Origin of the sequence: Alkalihalobacillus bogoriensis ATCC BAA-922, from assembly GCF_000621445.1 — a bacterium.
GTDB classification, from domain to species: Bacteria; Bacillota; Bacilli; order Bacillales; family Bacillaceae_F; genus Bacillus_AO; species Bacillus_AO bogoriense.
Window position 1 is genome coordinate 153,445 of the sequence record NZ_JHYI01000014.1, and the last position, 24,769, is coordinate 178,213.

General features: G+C 36.7%; 23 protein-coding genes. 16 read left to right on the forward strand and 7 right to left on the reverse strand.

The genetic code is table 11. The annotated features are described in order from the left end of the window. Nucleotides 1–27: 27 nt before the first annotated feature. From T323_RS0107395 to T323_RS0107415, 5 genes are read left to right on the forward strand one after another with little or no spacing between them, the layout of a single operon-like run. Nucleotides 28–1,062, forward strand: a complete 1,035-nt coding sequence (locus tag T323_RS0107395) for an ABC transporter ATP-binding protein (protein ID WP_026672700.1) — start codon at nucleotides 28–30, stop codon at nucleotides 1,060–1,062. Further along, nucleotides 1,055–2,065 carry an ABC transporter ATP-binding protein gene (locus tag T323_RS0107400; protein WP_026672701.1) on the forward strand — a complete coding sequence of 337 codons (1,011 nt, stop codon included), beginning with the start codon at nucleotides 1,055–1,057 and terminating at the stop codon, nucleotides 2,063–2,065. Before T323_RS0107395 ends, T323_RS0107400 begins: the two co-directional genes overlap by 8 nt. Nucleotides 2,066–2,086: 21 nt before the next feature. After that, complete coding sequence (locus T323_RS26255; protein ID WP_051556434.1) at nucleotides 2,087–2,641, forward strand: HAD family hydrolase; 555 nt, start codon at nucleotides 2,087–2,089, stop codon at nucleotides 2,639–2,641. 37 nt (nucleotides 2,642–2,678) lie between these two features. After that, the gene (locus T323_RS0107410; protein WP_026672702.1) at nucleotides 2,679–4,016 is read left to right on the forward strand and encodes an MATE family efflux transporter; all 1,338 of its coding nucleotides are present in this window, start codon (nucleotides 2,679–2,681) and stop codon (nucleotides 4,014–4,016) included. 37 nt (nucleotides 4,017–4,053) lie between these two features. Next, on the forward strand, nucleotides 4,054–4,707 hold the full coding sequence (locus T323_RS0107415; RefSeq protein WP_218971034.1) for an NPP1 family protein: 654 nt from the start codon (nucleotides 4,054–4,056) through the stop codon (nucleotides 4,705–4,707). A gap of 116 nt (nucleotides 4,708–4,823) precedes the next feature. Here T323_RS0107415 and T323_RS0107420 read toward each other — a convergent pair whose 3' ends face one another. Continuing rightward, on the reverse strand, nucleotides 4,824–5,291 hold the full coding sequence (locus tag T323_RS0107420) for a GNAT family N-acetyltransferase (protein WP_026672704.1): 468 nt from the start codon (nucleotides 5,289–5,291) through the stop codon (nucleotides 4,824–4,826). Nucleotides 5,292–5,457: 166 nt separating this feature from the next. Between T323_RS0107420 and T323_RS0107425 the strand changes: the two genes are divergently transcribed. Beyond that, nucleotides 5,458–6,207 carry a DUF2087 domain-containing protein gene (locus T323_RS0107425; RefSeq protein ID WP_026672705.1) on the forward strand — a complete coding sequence of 250 codons (750 nt, stop codon included), beginning with the start codon at nucleotides 5,458–5,460 and terminating at the stop codon, nucleotides 6,205–6,207. On the opposite strand, the gene T323_RS28775 is transcribed toward T323_RS0107425, so the two are convergent. The 5 genes from T323_RS28775 to T323_RS0107445 form a co-directional block, all read right to left on the reverse strand. Further along, nucleotides 6,189–6,545, reverse strand: a complete 357-nt coding sequence (locus T323_RS28775) for a hypothetical protein (protein WP_156942415.1) — start codon at nucleotides 6,543–6,545, stop codon at nucleotides 6,189–6,191. The two genes, T323_RS0107425 and T323_RS28775, sit on opposite strands and share 19 nt — an antisense overlap. A gap of 200 nt (nucleotides 6,546–6,745) precedes the next feature. Next, nucleotides 6,746–7,468: an amino acid ABC transporter ATP-binding protein gene (locus T323_RS0107430; RefSeq protein ID WP_026672706.1), complete on the reverse strand. Its 723-nt coding sequence runs from the start codon at nucleotides 7,466–7,468 to the stop codon at nucleotides 6,746–6,748. Then, nucleotides 7,468–8,124 (reverse strand): amino acid ABC transporter permease, encoded by a 657-nt coding sequence (locus T323_RS0107435; protein WP_026672707.1) that lies wholly within the window; start codon nucleotides 8,122–8,124, stop codon nucleotides 7,468–7,470. Before T323_RS0107435 ends, T323_RS0107430 begins: the two co-directional genes overlap by 1 nt. Nucleotides 8,125–8,194: 70 nt before the next feature. Further along, the gene (locus tag T323_RS26260) at nucleotides 8,195–9,046 is read right to left on the reverse strand and encodes a transporter substrate-binding domain-containing protein (protein WP_051556435.1); all 852 of its coding nucleotides are present in this window, start codon (nucleotides 9,044–9,046) and stop codon (nucleotides 8,195–8,197) included. Between the two features lie 354 nt (nucleotides 9,047–9,400). After that, complete coding sequence (locus T323_RS0107445) at nucleotides 9,401–9,760, reverse strand: Lin0512 family protein (protein WP_026672708.1); 360 nt, start codon at nucleotides 9,758–9,760, stop codon at nucleotides 9,401–9,403. A gap of 393 nt (nucleotides 9,761–10,153) precedes the next feature. Here T323_RS0107445 and treP point away from each other — a divergent pair, with 393 nt between their 5' ends. From treP to T323_RS0107470, 5 genes are all read left to right on the forward strand, one after another. Further along, nucleotides 10,154–11,569 carry a PTS system trehalose-specific EIIBC component gene (gene treP, locus T323_RS0107450; RefSeq protein WP_026672709.1) on the forward strand — a complete coding sequence of 472 codons (1,416 nt, stop codon included), beginning with the start codon at nucleotides 10,154–10,156 and terminating at the stop codon, nucleotides 11,567–11,569. A 121-nt stretch (nucleotides 11,570–11,690) separates the two neighbouring features. Continuing rightward, nucleotides 11,691–13,376 carry an alpha,alpha-phosphotrehalase gene (gene treC, locus T323_RS0107455; protein ID WP_026672710.1) on the forward strand — a complete coding sequence of 562 codons (1,686 nt, stop codon included), beginning with the start codon at nucleotides 11,691–11,693 and terminating at the stop codon, nucleotides 13,374–13,376. Between the two features lie 23 nt (nucleotides 13,377–13,399). Next, entirely contained in the window at nucleotides 13,400–14,116 is a 717-nt protein-coding gene (gene treR, locus T323_RS0107460; RefSeq protein WP_026672711.1) for a trehalose operon repressor, read from the forward strand. Nucleotides 14,117–14,355: 239 nt separating this feature from the next. Beyond that, the gene (locus T323_RS0107465) at nucleotides 14,356–17,181 is read left to right on the forward strand and encodes an EAL domain-containing protein (protein WP_026672712.1); all 2,826 of its coding nucleotides are present in this window, start codon (nucleotides 14,356–14,358) and stop codon (nucleotides 17,179–17,181) included. Continuing rightward, complete coding sequence (locus T323_RS0107470; protein WP_026672713.1) at nucleotides 17,181–18,818, forward strand: thiamine pyrophosphate-binding protein; 1,638 nt, start codon at nucleotides 17,181–17,183, stop codon at nucleotides 18,816–18,818. Before T323_RS0107465 ends, T323_RS0107470 begins: the two co-directional genes overlap by 1 nt. A 131-nt stretch (nucleotides 18,819–18,949) precedes the next feature. On the opposite strand, the gene T323_RS27875 is transcribed toward T323_RS0107470, so the two are convergent. Further along, nucleotides 18,950–19,696 (reverse strand): hypothetical protein, encoded by a 747-nt coding sequence (locus T323_RS27875; RefSeq protein ID WP_051556436.1) that lies wholly within the window; start codon nucleotides 19,694–19,696, stop codon nucleotides 18,950–18,952. Nucleotides 19,697–19,869: 173 nt separating this feature from the next. On the opposite strand from T323_RS27875, the gene T323_RS0107480 reads away from it, so the two are divergent. From T323_RS0107480 to T323_RS0107500, 5 genes are all read left to right on the forward strand, one after another. Next, on the forward strand, nucleotides 19,870–20,499 hold the full coding sequence (locus tag T323_RS0107480; protein WP_035178036.1) for an NAD(P)-dependent oxidoreductase: 630 nt from the start codon (nucleotides 19,870–19,872) through the stop codon (nucleotides 20,497–20,499). 99 nt (nucleotides 20,500–20,598) lie between these two features. Beyond that, nucleotides 20,599–21,552, forward strand: a complete 954-nt coding sequence (locus T323_RS0107485) for an AAA family ATPase (RefSeq protein WP_026672715.1) — start codon at nucleotides 20,599–20,601, stop codon at nucleotides 21,550–21,552. Beyond that, the gene (locus T323_RS0107490; protein ID WP_026672716.1) at nucleotides 21,549–22,757 is read left to right on the forward strand and encodes a DUF58 domain-containing protein; all 1,209 of its coding nucleotides are present in this window, start codon (nucleotides 21,549–21,551) and stop codon (nucleotides 22,755–22,757) included. The genes T323_RS0107485 and T323_RS0107490 overlap by 4 nt, the downstream gene beginning before the upstream one ends. Continuing rightward, nucleotides 22,735–23,937: a DUF4129 domain-containing protein gene (locus tag T323_RS0107495; protein ID WP_026672717.1), complete on the forward strand. Its 1,203-nt coding sequence runs from the start codon at nucleotides 22,735–22,737 to the stop codon at nucleotides 23,935–23,937. Before T323_RS0107490 ends, T323_RS0107495 begins: the two co-directional genes overlap by 23 nt. 10 nt (nucleotides 23,938–23,947) lie before the next feature. Beyond that, nucleotides 23,948–24,139: a hypothetical protein gene (locus tag T323_RS0107500; RefSeq protein WP_026672718.1), complete on the forward strand. Its 192-nt coding sequence runs from the start codon at nucleotides 23,948–23,950 to the stop codon at nucleotides 24,137–24,139. Nucleotides 24,140–24,769: the final 630 nt, after the last annotated feature.

Genomic DNA, 24,769 nt, shown 5'->3' on the forward strand with positions numbered 1-24,769 from the left:
ATGATATGAAAGAAAAGGAGTTCTAGTATGTCAGAACAAGCGATTCTCTCGAAAAAGTTTTTAGAAGTGAATGGACTACATATCCATTTTCCGACCGACATGGGAATGCTGAAGGCGGTGAATGGGATTGATTTTATTGTTGAACGAGGAAAGACGTTAGGGATTGTAGGAGAATCAGGTTGTGGAAAAAGTGTCACTAGTAAGGCGCTTATCGGACTAAATCCTAAGGAGTTTCAAACAACAGGCGAAATCTTTCTTTACGATGAAGAGGAAAATAAAACAAATTTATTAGATTATCATCCAACGAGTAAACAAATGAGAATGATTCGTGGGAAAAAAATATCAATGATTTTTCAAGAACCAATGACCGCATTTTCACCCCTTTATACAATTGGTAATCAAATTATGGAAGTGATTTTACTTCATCAAACAAAAAATAAAAAAGAAGCAAAACAACTTGCAATCAACATGCTAGAAAAGGTCGGGATATCAAATGCCGAAGGACGGTTTCATCAATACCCACATGAATTTTCCGGTGGAATGCGCCAGCGTGCCATGATTGCAATGGCCCTCTCATGTAATCCGGAGTTATTAATTGCCGATGAACCGACGACCGCATTAGATGTCACGATTCAAGCCCAAGTGCTTGAATTAATGAAAAAGCTTCAAGCTGATTTTAAAATGTCAATTTTGTTTATTACTCATGATTTAGGAATCGTCGCTGAAATGTGTGATGATGTCGCGGTCATGTACTTAGGACAAATTGTGGAAAAAGCACCGGTGAGAGATATATTTAAAAACCCAAAACATCCGTATACAAAAGGCTTACTTCATTCGATTCCAACTCTCGGACAAAAAAATGAAAGACTAGCTTCTATAGAAGGTACGGTTCCATTAGCTATAAATATGCCTGAAATGTGTGGATTTTATGACCGTTGTTCAGAGAGAATAGAAGGAGTTTGTAATCAGGCGTATCCTGCACCGATTTCAATGACAGAAAATCATTCTGTTCGATGTTTTTTATATGATGGAAAAACGGAGGGGAGGGATGGAAATGGATAATATCATATTAGAAATTAATCATCTAACAAAAGAATTTAAAGGGAAAAAGAATGAAACCGTTCAAGCTGTTTCCGATGTTTCCTTTTCTGTAAAGCGGGGTGAAACCTTTAGTATTGTTGGAGAGTCAGGCTGTGGAAAAACAACATTAGGACGCTGTATTGTTAGAGGTGTAGATGCAACGTCAGGGGAAGTCCATATCGTTGATAAACACAATAAAAAAATCGACTTTCTGCAAGTGAAGAAAAAAGACTATCAGCGACTTAGAAAAGAAATTCAAATGATTTTTCAAGACCCTTATTCGTCATTAAATCCACGGATGACGGTTTATGACATAATTAGTGAGCCTTTACGGGCGACTACTAAGCTAAAGAAAACAGAAATCGACCAAAGAGTAATCGAAATTGCTGAGAAGACAGGGTTAAATGTTAGTTACTTAAAAAGGTACCCACATTCTTTTTCAGGTGGGCAACGGCAAAGAATTGGCATTGCACGTGCACTAATTACAAATCCACAAGTTATTGTATGTGATGAAGCGGTTTCGGCGCTTGATGTTTCCATTCAAGCACAAATTATAAATCTATTAAAAGATTTACAAAAAGAATTCCAGATGACATATTTATTTATTTCCCATGATTTATCAATCGTGGAATACTTATCTGACCGTGTAGCAGTCATGTATTTAGGAAAAATAATTGAGTTAGCCCCTACACAAGAATTGTTTTCCAAACCAAGACATCCGTATACGGAAGCATTATTATCTGCCGTACCTCGGCCAAATCCGGATATTAGATTGGAGAGAATTGTATTACAGGGGGAAGTTCCTAATCCATCAAATCGTCCGCAAGGCTGTCATTTTCATCCTCGGTGTGCGTATAAAACAGAGAAATGTGAACAAACGGAACCAGAATGGGAAGAAATAGAAGAAGGCCATTTTGTTGCTTGTCATTATGCTACTGAATTAAACCTGAATGGCATTCATAACCTGACTGCCATGAATCAATAGGAGAAAAGAGAGGCGTTAAATATGGAAACAAAGCAGTTGATTATCTTTCTTGATTGTGGCGATACAATTATAAATGAAGAAACCGAAATACGTAACGAGGAAGAGGTAGTCATACAAGCTGAATTAATCCCTGGTGCAGGAGAAATGGTAAAAACTTTAGCAGAACGTGGGTATCGACTGGCACTTGTAGCAGATGGTTTAGCTCAGTCATTTAAGAATATGTTAACGGACCATCAACTATATGATTACTTTGAAGTGATGATTTACTCTGAAAATATGAAAACGAGAAAACCAGACGAACGAATGTTTAAAGCAGCACTCGGAGCGATGAATCTCAGTGAAACGGATTGTGAGCGTATTATGATGGTTGGAAATAATTTAGCTCGTGATATAAAAGGTGCCAATGCGATGGGGATGCTGAGCGTTTTTTTACAATGGTCACCACGTTATCCGAAAACCCCAGCAGAGGAGGCAGAAACACCAGATTATACAATTTCTACACCGTTGGAATTACTTGAGATTGTTGAACAAGTAAACGAGGGATTAACTCGTAAGTCACAACATCCTGTTCAATAAAGTCTCATCCATAAATATAGGAGTGGGAGCTAAAATTATGAATTTTAACCGGGAACTAAAGATACTAGTTATCCCATTTGTACTCCATATGTTGATAAGTAACTCTTTTTCTTTTATCGATACATTGATGATTGCTGGACTAGGTGAGGTAGCTGTAGCAGCAATGGCAGCGGCAGGTCAATTTACATTTGTTCTCGGTATGATTTTATCAGCGTCATATGGGATTACCGCTTTTATCACTCAGTTTTATGGTAAAGGTGACATGGAGAATGTACATAAAGCATTAGGGTTAATGTTAGTAACGGCTTTCGTTGTTTCGACGATGGCCGCAATGTTCATTTATTTTTTTAAACAGTCGTTACTATCGATTTTTTTCACTAATGACCAAGCGATATGGTATGGGATTGAGTATGTTTCGATTATCGTCTTTGTCTTTGTGTTAAATAGTGTGAAGGATGCATATGGCCATACATTAGGCGCTATAGGGAAAGTGAAAGTGAATGTCATCATCGGTTTGATTGGGATGGCGATAAATACGGGATTAAATTATTTACTCATTTATGGGCATTGGGGATTTCCGAGACTGGAAGTGAAAGGAGCAGCAATTGCTACATTAGTTTCTACACTCATTACGATTATAGTATTACTTGGATTTATATATGGTGGAAAGTATTATATAAATGCTCCTTTTCGTACAATGTTTGCGTTTGATTGGAGATTTGTCAAAAAAGTGTATCGGACAACATTACCGATCGTTCTCCATGAAGGCATATGGTCGGTTGGAAATATGATGTATGCGGTCGCTTTTGGCTATCTTGGTGTTGCAGCACTCGCGGTTTATCAATTAGCACGGACATTTAATAATTATTTTATGATGGGGATCTTTGGTTTTTCCTATGCTGCAAAAGTCATGATTGGAAAAAAATTAAGTTTAGAAGACCCAACTGAAGCGATCGAAAATGCAAAAAAGTTTACTAGATTATCGATTTACTCAGCGATAACGGTAAGTTTGATTATTATCATTGCGAATCCATACATTGTATCGTTATTTTCAAATTTGAGTGAAGAAGTCCAGGCAACCTTTCGTAATGTTCTTTATATTCAAGCGGTTGTGTTGCCTGTGTACTTTTTAAATAATATTTGGATTGTTGGTTTGTTTCGTACTGGTGGAGATAATGTATATTCAATGAAACTTGTTATGTTTACAACATGGTTTATAGCGCTACCGTTAGTTTATTTTGGAGCAGTTGTCATGAAGTGGCCGATCGAACTCGTTTATATTTTCTTTGCTTTAGAAGAAGTGTCAAAAGCTTGTATCGGTTATTTTCGTTTTCGGTCAAACAAGTGGGCAAACAATTTAGTGAGTGAAATATAATGTCAAAGATTAATAGTAAGAGGTGAGAAGGATGGACATGGAAACTGCAATAACGTATGCACCTGTTCTTTATTTTGATAAACACGAACCGTTTTTTCCTCATTTTGTCGGTGTAAGCTATCTGAAAGATGGAGATGATTCACCATCTTTCCGTCGCTCCTTTTGTTTCAATGGAGAAATAAAGATGGTGATTGAATACGCGATTTATTGGGACTTTGATATTGAACATATGTATGATTTAGAGCATATTTGGGTGTATGTCAATCATCATGGAACTGTTGTTCATTGTGAAGCGAGCTTTCATGGAAAATATTTTGTTGGACTTTTGAAAGATAAAAGCAATATAGAAAATGACAACCATGTCAAATTGTATTCGCAGCCTGGAAAACATGCTTTTTTGCCAAGGGACGATATGTTTTTCCTTCTGCCTCATTTACATACGTGTACTAAGGATGGGGCAGGGAAAGGAGGGTTACTTATTACAAGTATATTTCAAGGGATAATTGAAAAAGAGATTGAGACGGATACGCTCGTTCAAAAGTATATGAAACGATTTGCTTTCCAACCGAGTCTCCAATTTAAACGTTATGAAATTCCAGTAGAAATCATTCATCCTTGGGAGAGTGTAAAAGCACAAATCCCTGCTCGAATTCGACAAAAGTTAATGGAAATGAAGGGTGAGATCGGGTGATTGAATGTCTTTCTTTTAATAATGTTAGCGGACATTTACCTCATTATCTTTTAGTCATCTAATTGAAAGGGAAGAAGACATACGAGAGCAGATAAGAGCTGTCCGCATATTATGTATTACACTAAATGTGGATTATATTCCATCGGCTCTATACAATGGGTATAGCCATGTTTTTTATAAAACGAAATACTATCATCGCTAGGCCAAACCATAATAAATTCATAATTAGATTGTTTTGACCAATCATTAATCGTAGAAAGAAGCTTACCGCCGATCCCTTTATTCCGGTATTCTTTAAGCGTGTAAACATTCGTCATATATGCGAATGGAAATGTAATTCTCCCAGGACGCGGCACTTTTCGAATAAGCTCAATATAAATATGTGACAAAATTTTATTTTGTTCCTCAGCGACCCAAATAAACCACTGATTTCCTTGCAGTGCCTCTTCTAAAAACTGACGACATTCCGTTTCAAATTCTAGGAATGAAGCAATTTTTTTACTCTCATCATGTTCAATCGTAAAATCCCAACGCATTTTGATTAACTGAGGGATGTCCTCTTTTTTTGCAAGCCTAATCATCATCGAAATCACCCCTATAAAATAAGTGTTATTACCATTTTAACGCATATAACATATTTAGTTAAATTTTAACTAATTTATTCAGACGTATTCATAAAAAGTTGACTTATTTATAAACAATATTATAAAATGTCTACAAAAGAACTTAGTGTAACAGAGAGGTGTTTATATTTTGGTGAAAGATTGGTTGGCTGAACTTACAGTGGAGGAGTTAACAAGAGGTTATACGTTTGATACGACAAGTGAGAGATATACATGTATTGCTTGTGGTGAAGGATTTCAACAAGGGGTGATGTATAAAGAAGGGGAGCAATATGTTGATGCAAAGCGAGCGGTTATGCTTCATGTACGAAAAGAACATCAATCACCGTTTGATTTTCTTATTCAGTTAAATAAAAAGTATACTGGCGTTTCGGATGCACAAAAAGAAATGATGATTGCGTTTTATGCAGGAATGGACGATAAAGAGATTTCGGCAAAGTTCGGTCACTCACCATCCACGATTAGAAACTATCGGTTTAAATTGAGGGAGAAAGAAAAACAAGCAAAAGTATTTTTAGCCATGATGGAACTTTTACAAGATAAAGGAGATGAGCCATTTATGAGTATTCATAAAGGAGCAACGATGATTGACGACCGATACTCAACAACGGAAACAGAAGAAGAAAAAATACTTTCTTCTTATTTAGATGAAGGTGGAAAAGTAAAACAATTCCCTAGTAAGGAAAAGCGTAAAATCGTAATTTTGAAGTATGTTCTTGCCCATCATTTTGAGCGGAACAAACAATATACAGAAAAAGAAGTAAATACGATTATTCAATCGGTTTACGATGATTTTGCAACGATGAGAAGATATTTTATCGAGTATGGATTTTTAGATAGAAGTAAAGATGGGTCTGCTTATTGGGTAAAACAGTAGTTAATCAAACGTTTAATTAAGGTAATAAAAAAGGCCTGAAAAGTGCAGAATTCAGGCTTTTTTTGAAAGACAAGAAAGCATAAAAATTTTGATGCGGCAGTGAAGCTTTGAAAGCTTATTCTAGAAGAGTGAAGGCTGCGCACTTCGCTTGAATGAAAAGACCCAAGTGAATCATTCAACACTTGGGTAGGGTTTATCGCGTTAGCGATTTTGTTGTTTATGGCAAGTAAGCGGCCATGAAAACCTTTATCTGTGAACATTGCTAGCGTTTTGGAATGTTGGTGGACACAGGAGCCGTTAATCAAAATATATCGCAAGGAATAGAGTTGCTTTTGCATGAATAAGCGCTCCTGTGGCCGCTAAAAAACGGAAACCCGTATCATGTTCACAAATAACGGCTGCTCTGACCGCAAAAATGAGACAAATGAGGGAGTATAAAAATTTTGGTCTAGTAGCGAAGCATTGAAAGTTTATTCTAGAAAAGCGGGAAGGGCTCCGCTCTTCGCTTGAAACGAAAAGACGCTCCCGCGTTTTCTTGCTATAATACTTTACTTAAAAATGATTGCAGTCTCGGATGTTGTGGATGGTTGAAAATATGGTCTGGTGTTCCTTCTTCCATAAAGATACCTTCATCGATAAAGAAAACACGGTCACCGACTTCGCGAGCAAAGCCCATTTCATGGGTGACGACAACCATGGTCATACCTTCTTTTGCAAGGTCTTTCATAACGCCAAGCACTTCACCAACCAATTCAGGGTCAAGTGCAGAAGTGGGTTCATCGAATAACATCACTTTTGGATTCATTGCGAGAGCTCTTGCAATTGCAACACGTTGTTTTTGACCACCAGATAAGCTAGCTGGGTAAACGTGAGCTTTGTCTGAAAGGCCGACTTTTTCCAAAATGGGTAAGCAATTTTCTTCCGCGGCCTCTTTTGTTATCCCTTTCACTTGTATAGGGGCAAGAGTTACATTTTCGATGACTGTCATATGAGGAAATAAATTAAAATGTTGAAATACCATACCGACACGTGAACGGACAGCATTAATATTCGTCTTTGGATCAGTTAAGTCGCTTCCATCAATTTCTACAGCCCCACTACTAATATCTTCAAGTAAATTTAAACATCGTAAAAAAGTACTTTTTCCAGAGCCGGAAGGACCGATGACACAAACGACTTCTTTTTCTTCGATTGTTGTCGTAATCCCCTTTAAGACTTCGGTATCTCCAAAACGTTTTTTTAGATTGGTTACCTTGATCACTATACATCTAACCTCCGTTCAATCTTCCTTAATATAATCATAGAAGGAATGGTAATAATTAAATAGAAAATACATATCATGACGTAGGTTTCAAAATACGTAAAGGTCGAACTAATATATTGCCTGCCCATATAAAGGATTTCGGTTACAGCAATGACAGAAAAGAGAGAGGTATCTTTTAAACTAATGATAAATTGATTTCCTAATGGTGGAATCATTCGCTTAATTGCTTGCGGCCATATAATATAGCGCATCGTTTGAGTTTTTGATAAGCCTAAAGAACGTCCAGCCTCGGATTGTCCCTTATCAATCGATTGAACAGAACCGCGAACAATTTCAGCAATATATGCACCCGCATTTAGGGCAATCGCAATAATAGAAGCAACTACTTTATCTAAATTAATTCCGAATAAATCAGAAATACCCATATACAAAAGCAAAATTTGAGCTAGAATCGGTGTACCTCTAACAACTTCAACATAAATTGTCGCTAGCATATAAATGAATTTGTTTTTGGATAGACGAGCTAACCCTGCTCCTGCCCCTACAAGAAAACCTAAGAAAACACCAACAAAAGTAATAATGAGTGTATATTTCAAGCCATCAACTAAATAAGGTATTACTTCGATATAATGATGATTAATAAAATCAAACATGTCAGTCACCTCAATTATGATAGAAATAAAAGCGTGACAGCGATCTGTCACGCTTTTTTCCTCCGCTCAGTTACATGCCTTCTGGGCGCTCGTCAAACCATTTTTCGTATATATCTCCATAAGTGCCATTTTCCATTAATTCGGTTAACGCAGCATCAATCTCGTCACGAAGAGGGGAACCTTTAGGAAAAGCAATCCCATATTGTTCACCAGTTAGACGGTCACCTACTATTTTGAGTTGGCCGCCACCCTCAGTAGAAGCATAGTATTGAACATTTGGTAAATCATAAAGTGTTGCATCAGAACGACCGGTAATGACGTTTTGATAGGCTTCAGTAATTTGTGGGAAAGCTTCAGGGATGCCTTCTGTTTCATTCGTTATAAATGTTTCGCTTGTAGACCCTACCCGTGTTGTCACAGTTTTCCCAGCTAAATCATCAATTGATTGTATCTCCTCATTGTCTACATGGACGGCAAGTACTAGCCCAGCATCATAATATGGCTGTGAAAAATCAATATTCTCTTTTCGTTCTTCTGTAATAGTCATACCTGCAATGCCAATATCAAATCGTCCTGAGCTGATGCCGGCCACAACACCGTCAAACTCCATTGTTTCAATTTCAATATTTATTCCTGCTTCTTCCGCAAGGGCGTGAATTAAATCGATGTCAAATCCGATAAGTTCCCCTGTGTCAGGATCTAAATATTCAAATGGAACATACCCATTGTCTGTTGCAACTACATATGTCTCCTTAGAATCACTAGTTGCTTCTCCATCATCCTGTCCATCAGTATTTTCAGTTTCAGCTTCAGTCTCAGGTTCATTATTTGTGTCCCCTTGAGTACTGTCACTTGTTCCACATGCCGCTAATAAAAGTAAAAATAAACAGAAAAGTGGAAACAGCCAAGTTCTTTTTCTCATCAAATACCCCCTTAGTCATTTAAAAAGCTTAATTATATATAAGCGAGTACGGGAATCAATATTACTGAAAAATGGTGTGATGAGTGTATAACGAGTTCCATAACGGACTTATTTTCCTCTATTTACTTAAACAAGGCTTGTTTCAATTCTTACAGACATCTGTTCCGTTATTAGCTCGACAACATCGACAAAACCTTCTTTTTATACGAAGTAACGGAACTGATGACTGATAGCTTTTGAAAGTCTCCGCGTTTAGTATAAATAGCGGAATCAAGGTCCGTAAGAAACGGTAAGACCTAAAGAATAAACAAAAAACGCTGTCGAAAACAAATCGACAGCGTCTAAACTACTAACTTAATATCCAACTTCTATCGAAGCGACAACGATATACATTAAATCGTTTTTGTCTCCTTTTTCTTCGAGAATCACACCGCTAGTGGTAGCCATACCGCCTTTCATCGTTTCTATTGTTACGGTTCCAAACGGCAAAACAGCTTTTACCGCATCTTCATTGAGTTGATCCTCATCAAAAGGAATTGCTAATTTCACATTAACTTTCATGTTATGAATGTCATTGTTGGGAAGTGTAGAACGGAGTCCAGGCATGGAATTAGTATGAATTGCATTTTCGACAGCGCGTACGGCAGCAGTTGTCACATCTTGACCATGTAAATCGACACCCATTCCTGTTTGAATAAACATAATTTTCTCCATTTCGGAAATCCTCCTCATGATTCTTTGTTTTATTGTCCTATAACCGTTTATAAAAGAGATGAAACAAAGATAATTATATCTTATTTCAAGGTATGGTGTTGTTATTTCCCAGAAAATGAATAAATTCGTCGAGTAACAGAATTTATTGTTTAAGGAGAATCGAAGAGTGAAAATTATAAGAACAAAACTCGAAAAAGCAGTATTAAAAAAATAAATAAAAAAACAAGTTGACAAATTTGTATATACAAGTTAAATTAAAAATATAAAGACTTGTATATACAAGATGGCGTGTCAATCCAAAGAGAATAAGAACATCATTATTAAATTATTGGTAACAATAGGGAGAGAACAGTATGCATAACCGTGAAAACGGATACAGAAGGGGGAAAAAACATGAGTGTGAACTCAAAAGATGTAGTAGCGATAATTGAAGCTATTGGTGGAAAAGAGAATATAGCCTCTGCCACTCATTGTGTAACGCGTTTGCGCTTTGCTTTACATGATGAATCCAAAGTTAATAAAGACCAGTTGGATAACATTGATATTGTTAAAGGGGCATTTTCAACTAGTGGGCAATTTCAAGTTATTATTGGTCAAGGGCTAGTTGACAAAGTATACAAAGAGTTAGTGAAACAAACCGGAATTGGAGAATCGTCGAAAGAAGAAACAAAAGAAGCGGCATCGAAAAAAATGAATCCGCTTCAACGGGCAATTAAAACATTAGCTGATATTTTTATTCCGATTCTTCCTGCCATTGTAACTGCGGGTCTATTAATGGGGATTAATAATGTATTGACTGGGCCGGGTATTTTTTATGAAGGGCAATCTATTATTGATGTACATCCACAGTGGGCAGACATTGCTGGAATTATTAATTTAATTGCAAACACAGCATTTGTCTTTTTACCAGGGTTAATTGGGTGGTCTGCTGTTAAGCGATTTGGTGGTAGTCCATTACTAGGAATTGTTTTAGGACTCATGCTTGTTCACCCAGATTTACTGAATGCTTGGGCATACCCAGGTGCTCTAGAGGCAGGAGAAATACCATATTGGAATTTATTTGGACTTGATGTAGCAGCAATTGGTTATCAAGGTCAAGTATTGCCAATCTTAGTAGCTTCCTATGTGCTCGCCAAAATCGAACAGTTTTTAAACAAACGAGTGGCAGATGCATTTAAGCTACTTGTTGTCGCACCAGTAGCATTATTAATTACAGGGTTCTTAGCTTTTATTGCGATTGGACCAGTTACATTTGCCATTGGTAATGGAATTACATCGTTGTTTGTAGGGATTTTTGATAATTTTGCTTTATTAGGTGGATTACTTTACGGTGCGATATATGCCCCACTAGTAATTACAGGAATGCATCATACCTTCCTGGCCGTCGATCTGCAGTTAATTGGAACAACAGGTGGAACATTCTTATGGCCAATTCTTGCATTATCAAATATCGCACAAGGGTCTGCGGCATTGGCGATAATGTTTGCTACAAAAGATGAAAAAATGAAGGGACTATCTTTTACATCTTCGGTATCTGCTTATTTAGGAATAACAGAGCCTGCTATGTTTGGTGTCAATTTACGTTATCGTTTTCCATTTATTTGTGCTATCATCGGCTCAGCCATTGCTGCCACGTTTATTACTGTCAATAAAGTGTTGGCAACATCTATTGGGGTAGGAGGAATACCAGGAATTTTCTCCATTGTTCCAGAAAGCTGGATCCCGTTTTTAATCGGGATGATACTTGCGATTGTCATTCCATTTGTGTTAACGTTCCTATTTGCCAAGTTTAGAAAAGAAGCAGTGTAATATGACATTGAGGAACCATGAGCTTACAAAAGTTCGTGGTATCCTTCTTTTTTATTTCAAGAATGTAAAACAAGCACACGTGTTTGCGTAACGAAATTAAAAAATAGGTAGGTGTACAACGATGAAAAGTGAACCGTGGTGGAGACGTTCTGTCGTGTATCAAATATATCCGAAAAGCTTTAATGATACGACTGGAAATGGTGTTGGAGATTTGCAAGGGATTATTGAAAAGCTAGATTATTTAAAAGAACTCGGAGTCGATGTAATTTGGCTCACACCAATATATGACTCACCTCAAAAAGATAATGGGTATGATATAAGTGATTATTATTCCATTCATGATGAATATGGAACAATGAGTGACTTTAACCAATTATTAGAGCAAGCCCATAAGCGTGGACTGAAAATTATTATGGATATTGTAGTGAACCATACTTCAACTGAACATGAATGGTTTTTAAAGTCAAAACAGTCGAAAGGTAATCCATATCGTGACTTTTATATATGGAAAGACCCGATAGACGGAACTGAACCGAATAATTGGGATTCCAAGTTTGGTGGTTCAGCATGGGAATATAATGAAGAAACAGGTCAGTATTATTTACATTTATTTGATGTCACACAAGCAGATTTAAATTGGGAAAATGAAGAAGTCCGTAATGAAATTTATAAGATGATGCATTTTTGGTTTGAAAAAGGTGTGGATGGATTTCGTCTGGATGTAATTAATTTAATTTCAAAAGACCAACGCTTTCCTAATGATGACGGTTCTGTTGCACCAGGTGATGGGAGAAAATATTATACAGACGGACCACGTGTTCATGAATATATAAAAGAAATGAACAGAAAAGTATTTTCTAAATATGACATTTTAACTGTTGGGGAGATGTCATCAACAACGATTGAGCATTGCATTCAATATACAAATCCAGTTGAAAATGAATTAAGTATGACGTTTAACTTCCATCATCTTAAAGTTGACTATCCAAATGGAGAGAAATGGGCGATAGCTGACTTTGATTTTCAAGCACTCAAACAAATTTTGACGAAATGGCAAGTAAAGATGCACGAAGGTGGAGGCTGGAATGCCTTGTTTTGGTGTAATCATGACCAACCACGTGTTGTAACAAGGTATGGGAATGATACGACATATCATAGCGAATCCGCTAAGATGCTCGCGACAACGATTCATATGATGCAAGGGACACCGTATATTTACCAAGGCGAAGAATTTGGAATGACCGATCCAAAGTTTAATTCTATAGCTGAATATCGTGATGTGGAAACGCTAAATCATTATAACATCATGAAAGAAAAAGGGATGTCAGAAGAGGAAATTATGACGATTATTAAACGAAAGTCACGTGATAATTCTAGAACTCCTGTTCAATGGACAAGTGGACACGAAGCCGGCTTTACAACGGGAACGCCTTGGATTGGGGTTGCATCTAACTATAAGGAAATAAATGCAGAAGCGGCAATCGCTAATGAACATTCAATCTATTACCATTATCAAGCATTAATTCAACTTCGCAAAAAATATGATGTGATCACTTATGGGAACTATGAACTGATATTAGAAAATGACGATTCCATCTTTGCATATGTGAGAAACTATCAAAACGAAACATTACTTGTATTAAATAATTTTTATGGATTAGACGCTAAGTGTGAGTTGCCAATATCGTTATTTGACCAAAAAACAGATGTGACGATGCTTTTATCAAACTATGACGAACGTAGACTTGAAAAAAACATGATATTACGTCCATATGAGTCGATTATTTATCATTTAAATCAAAAATGATACAATAATGTTGGTGGTTAATGATGAGAGAAAATAAGTTTAAGCAAATTTATTCACAACTTGTGTCAGATATTCAAAAGGGAAATATCCAGCCAAACAGTTTTTTGCCGTCAGAACATGAATTGGTTGAACAATTTCAAACATCTAGGGAGACGATTCGCAAAGCATTAAAGTTATTATCAGAACACGGCTATATTCAAAAAATGCAAGGAAAAGGTTCACTGGTTCTCGATGTAAAACGAATGGATTTTCCGGTGTCAGGGTTAGTTAGCTTTAAAGAACTTGCTGTAAAAATGGGAAAAGAAACAATCACATACGTTGAACATTTTTCAGAAACCGTCCCATCGAAAGAAATCGCCGAGCAGCTAAAGTTAAAAGCGGACGAGCTTATATGGGAGATTGTTCGAGTTCGAGAAATTGATGGGGAACGAATTATTGTTGATAAAGATTTTATTAACAAAACATATATTCCTTCATTAACGAAAACAATTTGCGAACAGTCAATATATGAGTACATCGAAAACGACTTAGGCTTGACCATTAGTTTTGCGAGGAAAGAATTTACGGTTGAAGAACCAACAAATGAAGATCAGCGCTATCTCGATTTAGAAGGTCATTGTAATATTGTTGTCGTTAAAAATTACGTGTATTTAGAGGATGCCAGCTTATTTCAGTTTACGGAATCTCGACACCGCCCAGATAAGTTTCGATTTGTCGATTTTGCCAGGAGAAGCCATTAACAAACCTAGTATAAAGGGAATTATTCCCTTTATACTAGGTTTGTTTTTTTACAAAAAAAATAAACAAAGTTTGCAGTTTTTCTCTATAATAAAAAAGGAAGGTTCAATAAAGTGTCGAAATATTAGACTTGAAGTCAAAAAAGTGACAAAATTTTAAATTTTAATAAGTTTTTGTTTATATAAAGGAAACCGACAACATTTGGTAGAAGGAAACAGCAGGGGAATGGGGGAGTTAGGTTTTGGACCAATCACAATCAAGATATTCAAGACTTGCAAACATCACGAAACTGATTAATACAAAACTAGAATTAAGACAAGTTTTGGAACATGTTGTTACGGCTATTTCTGAGGAAATTGTTCAGTGTGATTCCGTTGGTATCTATCTGCCACAAGAAGATGGAACATTTAGAGGATACGTAGGGAAACCGGAGCTAATCAATGGTATGTCATTAGATATGCATGTCATTGATATGGATTATGACTTACTAGCCAAACAAGTAGTAGAAACACAAACGGCCATTTACATTCCTGACACTTCAAAAGATACACGACCTGACCCTAGGGCTGTTAAGGGCTTTGGAATTAAATCATTACTTGTACTTCCTATTTCTTACGAGCAGGAACTGTTTGGACTTGTTTTTTTATTTGATTATGGGATACCGATGAATCTATCAGAAGTGGAAATACAAACGGTAGAGTCGTATGTTAATATGGCTGCCGTGGCGATACAAAATGCAAATAATTTAACACGTAAGGAAAATTTAATTAAAGAAAAACAATTATTGCTAGATGTGACCCGTGATTTGTCGATGTGCTCGACCATGCAAGAAAGTTTAGATAAATGTTTCTATTATATTGGAAAAGTCCTACATAATTCGAATGTCGGTGTTCATTTATTGGATCCACTTGCTGGTAAAAAAATTAAACCTGCTAAATTAAGTAAAGATAGTGAGTGGTCTGAAGAAGAATGGATGAAAACGCATAATCGGATTAACGTCGACCCTGCTAATGATGAGCTATTTCGTGAAGTGATTGAGACTAGAAAAGCCATTTTAGTTCCTGATGTAACAAAAGATTCTAGACCGAATCATGAGGCGTGTAAGAAATTCGGTATTCATGGTCTATTTATGATTCCATTAGTGTCAATGGGAGAGGTCCTTGGGTTAATCGCTGTCCCCAATTTTGAGGATAAAGAGTTAATATACTCAGAAACAGATATGCAGTTAGCCCAATCCATCGTAGATGCAACTGCATCGACATTATCTAACTTGCTTTACATGGAAAAACAAGAAATTTTAATTGAGGAACGGACTTTTGAAATCACGGTAAAAAACAAAGAGCTTGAAAACGTAGTGGCAGAACTACAGCGTTTAAGCCGTGAAAAAGAATTAATTTTAAATTCAGCGGGTGAAGGTATTTTCGGACTTGACCTTGAAGGGAAGATTACGTTTTGTAATCCTGCTGGAGAAGCGATGTTAGGGTATGAACCACGCGAAATTATTGGACAATCTTCATCAATTATTTTCAAACAAACACGTAACGAGAAAAAGACCGAAAGTTCGTCTACAATCCAAGAGTATAAAATAAATGAACATAACAATGATGACTTGTTTTTCCGTAAAGATGGCTCAGCTTTTCCAGTAGAGTATGTTATTTCTTCTATTATAGAAGGAGAAGAAGTTGTTGGGGAAGTTGTAACGTTTAAAGATATAACGATACGTAAACAAATGGAAGAGAAAATTCGTTACCATGCTTATTATGATAGCTTAACGAATCTACCAAATCGTGTCTTACTAAAAGACCGGTTAAACCAAGGAATTAAGTATGCCCAATTAAATGAGGGGAGGCTTGCCGTTCTTTTTTTAGATTTAGACCGTTTTAAATTAATTAATGATACATTAGGACATAGCTATGGTGATTTTTTGTTACGAGAAGTAGCAAACCGCTTGCGTGAATCTGTGCCAAAAAGTGCAACCGTTTCCCGTCAAGGTGGAGACGAATTTACAATTTTTTTACCTAATATAAAAAATAAATCTGAAGTTTTGAGCACGGTTCGAAAGGTAAACGAGTCTTTTTCAAAGTCCTTTAATTTAAAGGGACATGAGGTGTATGTGAAAAGTAGTATCGGAATAAGTTTATTTCCGGAGGATGGTTTAACAACAGAAGAGCTAATTAAAAATGCGGATACCGCAATGTATAAATCAAAAGAACTATCAGGGAATAATTTTCATTTTTATAAGTCGGAAATGGCTATGCGAACATTTGACAGCATTAAACTTGAAAATGCGTTATATAAAGCGTTAGATAAAGAAGAATTAATGATTTATTATCAACCACAAATTGATTTTCAAACAAATAGCATTATTGGAGTAGAAGCTCTTTTACGTTGGAACCATCCAACAGAAGGAATGATTCCACCAGATCGATTTATCCCCATCGCAGAAGAAACGGGGCTGATCGTGCCAATCGGAGAATGGATCTTGCGTAATGCATGTAAACAATTAAAAGAATGGCATGAACTAGGGTACCCGAAAATTAGTGTTTCAGTGAATCTTTCCGTTCGTCAATTTGAACAAAATAATTTATATTCGGTTGTTAAAAAAATTTTACATGAAGTCGGCTTGCCGCCGGAATTCCTTCATTTAGAATTAACCGAAAATCAAATTATAAAAAACAAGGAAGTCACACTACACACAATGGAGCAATTAAAACGGTTAGGGACTCATATCTCGATTGATGATTTTGGGACAGGCTATTCATCATTAGGATATTTGAAAAATTTTCCGATTACTACATTAAAAATAGATAAGTCGTTTGTGCAAGACATAACGACTGACCAAGATAATGCGGCAATTACAAATACGATTATTATATTAGCGCAAAATTTAAATTTACAAGTAGTTGCCGAAGGAGTCGAAACAAAAGAAGAAGCTGAATTTTTGTTATCCAGAGGTTGTTATTTAATGCAAGGGTATGTGTTCAGTCGTCCTATTATAGCTAAAGACATTGCTGAATATTATCTTTGCCAAAATAAATTACAAACAAAGGAAAGAGGAGGAGTTTGATGAAAGCAGTACGATCGGTTTTAGAATATTTAAAGGCAAATGGGGTGAAGTATATTTTTGGCATACCTGCAGGTTCCGTCAATGCTTTTTTTGATGAACTATATGATATGCCAGAAATTACTCCTGTCATTACAAAGCATGAAGGAGCCGCTTCTTATATGGCGTGTGCTTATGCCAAATATTCAAACCAATTAAGTGTAAGTATCGGTTGCAGTGGACCTGGTGGAACAAATTTAGTAACCGGAGCTGCTAATGCTATGAGAGAACATTTGCCTGTCCTGTTTATTACAGGTGCTGTACCAGTAAATACAGTGGGATTAAACGCTTCTCAAGAGTTAGATGCTGAACCTATTTATCGTTCTGTGACAAAGTATAGTGTAACCGTCACAAAGGCAGAAGATTTACTTTCAGAAATTGTGAAAGCGACTGAAATCGCCGTTTCAGGTGTACCTGGTCCTGTCCATATCGCGATGCCGATTAATGTTCAACTTGAAGATGTCGCACCGGTTGATATTCCTGCTCCTCCAAAACGTGCACCAATCGTGCCAAATGCAGATACGATTGCCCAAGTAGCTAAAGCAATAGTTGAAAAGGAAAGTGGATATGTGTTTGTAGGACAAGGTGCTCGTCATGCCACTGACCAAGTGATTGAATTAGCTGAATTGTTGAATTGGCCAATAATTACTACGCCACAGGCAAAGGGACTTGTTAAAGACGACCATCCACTATTGGCTGGAATCTTTGGTTTTGCTGGTCATGAAAATGTATCGAAATACATTAATGAGGGTGATGCAAAAGCGTTACTCGTTATTGGGTCGAGTTTAGGTGAAACGGCAACTAACAACTGGAATCAAAACTTAACAAAGGACCGTTTTACCGTTCAGTTTGATTTTGATGAGTCAGTCTTTAACCGGAAATACAATATTGATATTCCTGTTTTTGGTGATATTCATTTGTCACTCCTTTTCCTAATTGAAGAATTAAAAAACTTAGGAGTAATGAAAAAGCAACCCATACCTGTTAAAAAACCGCAGCCTATTAATGAAGTCGTTGATTACAATACGAAAAATGTACTTGTTACATTACAAAAACAACTTCCGAAAAATACAAGGTATACGATTGATATTGGTGAATTTATGGCCTATGTCATTCACCATATGAATGTGGTAGATGAAGATTCTTTTGAAATTAATGTACACTTTGGAGCAATGGGAAGTGGGATTGGTTCAGCAATTGGTTCAAAGTTCGCAGACCCAAACCGACCAGTTGTTTGTATTACCGGAGACGGTTGTTTCTTTATGCATGGAATGGAAATTTTAACAGCTAAAGAATATAATCTTCCTATTTTGTTCGTTGTCATGAATAACGCTCGACTTGGAATGGTCTATCACGGACATTCTCTGCAATACAAACGAGCGCACGCAAGCTTTGAACAAAAACCAATGAGTATTGCTGCAATGGCAGAGGCGATGGATATTCCGAGTTTCCGCGTAGAAAAGATGGAAGACTTAACGGCGGAAATGGTTGACCGTCTTGTACACTTAAAAGGCCCCACTTTGGTAGAAATTGCACTTGTGGATAACAATGTCCCGCCAATGGGAGACCGTGTGAAGTTTTTATCATCCTTTGGTAAATAAAAGGGCGATAAGATACGGGGATGTATAAAAGGGTAAGATTAACCTTTTATACATCCCCGTTTTTGTTGAAGGATAAGAAAATATAGGTCTAGCAGTGAAGCTTTAAAACGAAAAGACGCTCCGCGTTTTTCTTATAGTAAACGTGAATAGTTTGCTTGATTGAATTTTATAATCGTCCCCATTGTTTGCACTTTATAATCATCTGCGACAGATTCACCTGTAGGGTTTGTGTAATGGCATTCTCCCACTTCTTCATCATACAGGAAACCTAATGGAGAAAGTGCTTGTTGGAGTTCTACTGGAATAGCTTTTTTACCATAATGGTCAATGAAATATTCGGTAGGGATAATTCGAACATCGACATCTTTAAAGCCAGTATGGACGACAAATAAATCTGTTGGATATGTTGAAATCCATTGTCCTTTTGAATATAAGGCAATTCCTGTACCTTCTAATGAAGCGATGCCTTTTAAGTTAATGCCAAAAATATAATTGACTAGTTCACGAATATTCAAGGGTAGCTGCTGATCTCTTGCGACTTGAATTTGCCAATCAATAACTGCTTTTGAGTCTTGGGCAATACTTTCATCAGTAACAACCAAGGATGGAATAACGATTGACGTCGTTGCCCGCTGATAAGTCGGTACTTCATCAAGACGGATGTTAAAGATTTCTTTAACGATCATAAAGACATCTGAACTTGTGATTGTAGGGAAAAGGAAAGTTGTGTAATGATCCATTGCGTCTACTTTTGAGAGGGATAGAGCTTTTTGTTCTATTTTCTCTGACGAAATCGTTTCTTTTTCAGTGGCTTGTACACTTTGTTTCAAGATCGATAACACTTCTAAACTATATTGAGGTAGAACTGATTGAGGCATTCTTTTCCCACTCCTATCGTGATTTATCATCGTACACTATGATATAAAATGGTAAATTCTATCATTATTATAACCGATTTACTAGATGCTGGGGTAGAGAATATAAAGTTTTTTTGCAACCGCTAATACGAGTTACTCGTAAAGGTAGGTAAGAAAAGATGAGGAGTTGGCATATGACAAACTGTGTTGCAATCATTGGTGGTAATGGAAAAGTGGGAAAGTATATAGTGGAGCAGGCAATAGAAAAAGGCTACCGTGTGCGAGTGCTCTCTCGAAACCCAAAGCAAGTGCATGTCGTCGACGAAAGAGTAACCGTCATAAAAGGTGATGCAAGAAATTATGAAGCTATTGCACAACTTCTTCGAGGAAGTGATGTTGTCATTAATACAATAGGTCAACCAAAAGGAGAACGAGCAATTTTTTCAGAAGTGACAAGCCAGATACTTATTGCTATGAAACAGGAAAATGTCAATCGGTATATTACCGTAGCAGGCGGTTCACTTACGTTAGAAGGAGATAAGAAAACATTGATTAATAGAATTGGTGCAACACTATTTAAACTGCTGTTTCCTAAAATGATAAAAGATAAAGAGAAAGAAGTAGAGCTGTTAAAAAAAAGTGATATAGATTGGACTGTCGTTAGGCTTCCATTTATTGTTGACCAACAAGAAGTAAAGGTGATAAAAGAAGATCTTTTAAATATGCCAGGCACAAAAATGACGAGCCGAGATGTTGCTACATTTTTATTAAGGCAAATTGATAACAAGATGTACATTCGTAAGCACCCTTTTGTTTCCAATTAGTAAAAGTGCTTAGAACACAATGGTTCAATGGAAAGTAAGAGTGTAATGTGTTAATCTATTACAAAAATGGTAGGTCTATTACCGGTGTTGGAGGTTTCTATGGACGTTGGGAGAAAGCTTGTAGAAGTAAAGAAAGCGATCGGTAATGTACTGGTAGGAAAAGAAAAGATAACTGAATTGCTATTCATTGCTATGTTATGTCGTGGGCATGTGTTACTAGAGGATGTTCCAGGAACCGGAAAAACGGTACTTGCAAAAACGTTAGCTAAATTATGTGAAGCAAAATTCCGTCGCATTCAATTTACACCAGATGTGTTGCCGAGTGATGTTACGGGAATTCAGTTTTTTAATCCGAAAGAGCAAGAGTTTCAGTTGCGACCCGGCCCAGTCATGACGAACATATTACTAGCGGATGAAATCAACCGGGCTACACCAAGAACTCAATCAAGTTTATTGGAAGTGATGGAGGAAGGGCAAGTAACGATTGATGGGGAAACATTAAAAATTCCAACCCCATTCATTGTGATTGCAACGCAAAATCCAATCGACTCGCAACAAGGAACGTTTGCTTTACCAGAAGCACAAATGGATCGGTTTTTATTGCAAATGAAAGTCGGATATCCGAATATTGAACAAGAACAACAAATGTTGCATATGTATAAGGAAGAAAATCCGTTTGAATCATTGAATGTTGTTTTTACAATTGAAGAGTTGATAAAGATGCAACAAGAGATGAAACGAGTACAGTTATCTGAAGATGTTGAGAAATATTTGTTACATATAGTGAGAGAAACAAGGCAATCTGCTCTTGTCGAAGTAGGAGCAAGCCCACGTGGAACACTTGCACTTATGCGCGCATCTCAAGCGAAAGCATTCATTGCAGGAAGGTCATTTGTTACTCCTAACGATGTAAAAGAAATGGCGAGGTATGTATTACCGCACCGCCTCGTATTATCAATTGAAGGGTCCATGCGAAAAACGAAACAGCAAGTATTAGCAGATATTTTAGAGAAAGTGGAAGTTCCAGTTGAATCTGGGGCGGTGCAATCATGAACTGGACAGAAGAAGTGATTGTTCCAAAGGTTTACCATTATTTAATGTGGTCTATTCCTTTGCTTGGCCTGTTTGTTATCTTTTCGAAATCACCATGGCTTTTTAGTTTATTCGTGTTATTCTCATGTTTTTTATGGTTAAATTCAGTGTATGTAAAGAAGATGCGTCATTATGTATCCATTCCAGCGAAGAAAACGACGGTTCGGATGTTTCCAGGAGATGAGGATATCCTCTCTATTCCGGTCGTAAATCAGTCATTTCTTCCAGTTTCCTATGCAGAAATGACATTTTTTGTTTATGCTCCTGATGAATCGATAGAAGTGGTAGGACAAACGCAAAACAAGCAAAGTGTTTACAAGTATCCGGTCGTCATTCCTAGTAAAAAACATATAATCCATAAAACAAGGATAAAGGCTGTAAAAAGAGGGGTTGTCCAGCTTCGTACAATCGAGTTAGAAGTATTTGATTTTTGTAAGTTAGGAAAAAATCGTCTCCAATATCGCGGTGGGTTTCGAGGAGAAATGATTGTGTACCCTAGCTTAAAACCAGTTTCCGGTTTGACGAATATATCATTTCATACTCAAGGTGAGAGACCGACTAAACATTCATTACATGAAGATGTTATGAGTCCTAGGGGGATACGAAGCTATGTTCCAAGTGATCCTTTTAATCGAATTAACTGGAAAGCTTCAGCAAGGACAAAAGAGTTACAAACAAAATTGTATGAAATGACAACAATAACAAAGTGGTGTTTCCTCGTAAACTTGAAAAATCCTGTTCATAATAACCAAATGGTGGATAACCTAGAACAAATGATAAGCCATTTAGCATTTGCATGTCATTATGCAACGAAACAACATATTGCTTATGAAATATACTTGAATATAAGAAGTGCCACGAATCCCGTCGTCCATTTGTCATACGGAACGGGAAAAGAACAGTTAGCCAAAGTGTTGGAAGTATTAGCGCGGGTTAACACGAATGCCATGGTAACGAGTACCTTGGAAATGATGCATTATGCTAGGAAAAATCAAAATGAACAAAATGTTTTTCTCTATGTTGGTCCAATTGCAGGAGAGGCTGGCAGTGAATTACGGACATGGATGAAAAAGGGGGCTACGGTTTACCATATCCGATCTGAAGAAGAAGTAGGTCAAGTCGTAACCATTGGGGGTGGCCAAGATGAAATGGCGGAATGTAAGTAGTTCTCTCATTCTTTTAATTGAAATAACGTTCCTCTATCTCGTTTTTCTCCCCTTTTATATGACAGCAGGTACGGTTCCCCCTGTTTTTCCGCTTCTAATTATATTGGTATGTGCTTATTATTTAAATCATGTTCTATTAAAAAAATGGAATAGTAAAAAGGTTGGTTTCATCACCATTCCAGTTATAGCCGTACTTGCTTTTATAGTGGGTTTTTATTATATAGTAGCAATCCTATTAGCTGGATATTTATTTTGGAGAATTGTTGCGACTATAGAAGGAGAAACAGAGGCATGGCATCTATTTTTCACGACGCTAATTGTTGGTGTCGTGTTCTATTTACATTTTTTTTCGCTAGAAAATAATTATTTGTTTTTATTACTCGTTGTCATTCAATTTTTGCTTGTCATTTCTTTGAAATCTTTTCAATCGCCAGTAAGTGTAGAGTTTACTCATAGAGACCGACATTCTTTTATCGGCTGGAATTTTAGTGTTCTTTTTATTCTCGTCGTTATAACAGCGATAGGCTGGGCCGTTTATGCTTTTTTTGTTCATATTATTTTGTATGTCATGCAAGTCATTGTATTTTTGTATACATTATTATCAATCCCAGTGTTTTACATTATAGAATTATTTGTTAGAGAAAACGAAGTCATGGAAGAAGGGGAGAGAGCAGAATCTTTACAAGAAGGGCTAGAAGATGATGCTTCACAATTATTAGAAATTCTCCCACATTTCGGTTGGGTGGAGATGGTTGGATCACTTCTGTTGTGGGGAATTTTTCTTACCATTGCTGTCTCTTTCACTCTGAGGGTACTTAAGAAGAGACGAGCAGTTCGCTTTCAATCGGAAAATACAATAGTATATGATGGAGATAATGATGTAGAAGAACTTAATAACACCTCATCGTTTTGGCGACGAAAAAAACCGAAACATGAAGTGAGAAAGTTATTACTTGGGCTAGAATTAACAGCTAGAAAAAAGGGAATCGGAAGAAAGCAAGGACAAACGCTTGAAGAATGGCTTTTGCATCTACCCTTACATGATGATGAGCATAAGCGGGAAATTATTAACACGTATACGAAAGTGAGATATGGTCATAAACATGTTTCAAAGGAAGAACAAAAACAATATGCTCAACATATTCTTGCGGTAAAACAACAGTGGAAAGACATATTGTAATGGAGGAATTATGTATATACTGCTTATATTTGTATTTGCTGTTTGTTTATTTTCATTGATTTTTACATTATCATTAACAAAAACAGAAGATACAGAATACACGGGAAAAAAGAGTTTGAACAATCAGTTATGGATTTATGTTATTCTACTGCCTATTATTGTTATTGTCCTTTTGCTCGTCTGTTGGCTTTTTATTTTTTGATAAGAAGGTTTTCACATAAGGAGCGTTCGGACATGTGTTCCGTTAATATAGGGAATTTCAATGTTTGTTCAACCGAACGGACATCTGTTCCTTTATATGATCGAAAAGATGCTGATTTCTTTATGAAATCAGTGAATAACGGAACACACGTCCGATAGCTTTCGGAAAGTGGCTATTTTTTATAGAATAGCGGAACGTATGTCCGTAACGACTAAAAGAAAAAGAGCAACAAAAGGAGAATATTCTTTTGCTGCTCTTTTTTAATATATAAGAAAGCATAGAAATTTTGGTATAGCAGTGAAGCTTTGAAAGCTTATTTTAGAAGAGCGAAGGCTCCGAACTTCGTTTGAAATGAAAAGACGCACCTGTGTTTTTCTTATTGTTTAGAAAATTATAAAATAGTCGTCTTGTGTATAACATTGCTCTAATACATTCTTAGAAGGAATTAGGGATTTGGAGTACTATGAGACAAGCAAGAAAAGACCCAAGTGAATCATTCAACAGTTGGGTCATGTTTATCGGGTTAGCGACTTTGTTGTTTATGGTAAGTAAGCGGTCATGAAAACCGTTATCTGTGAACATTGCTAGCGTTTTGGAACGTCGGTGGACACAGGAGCAGTTAATCATAAT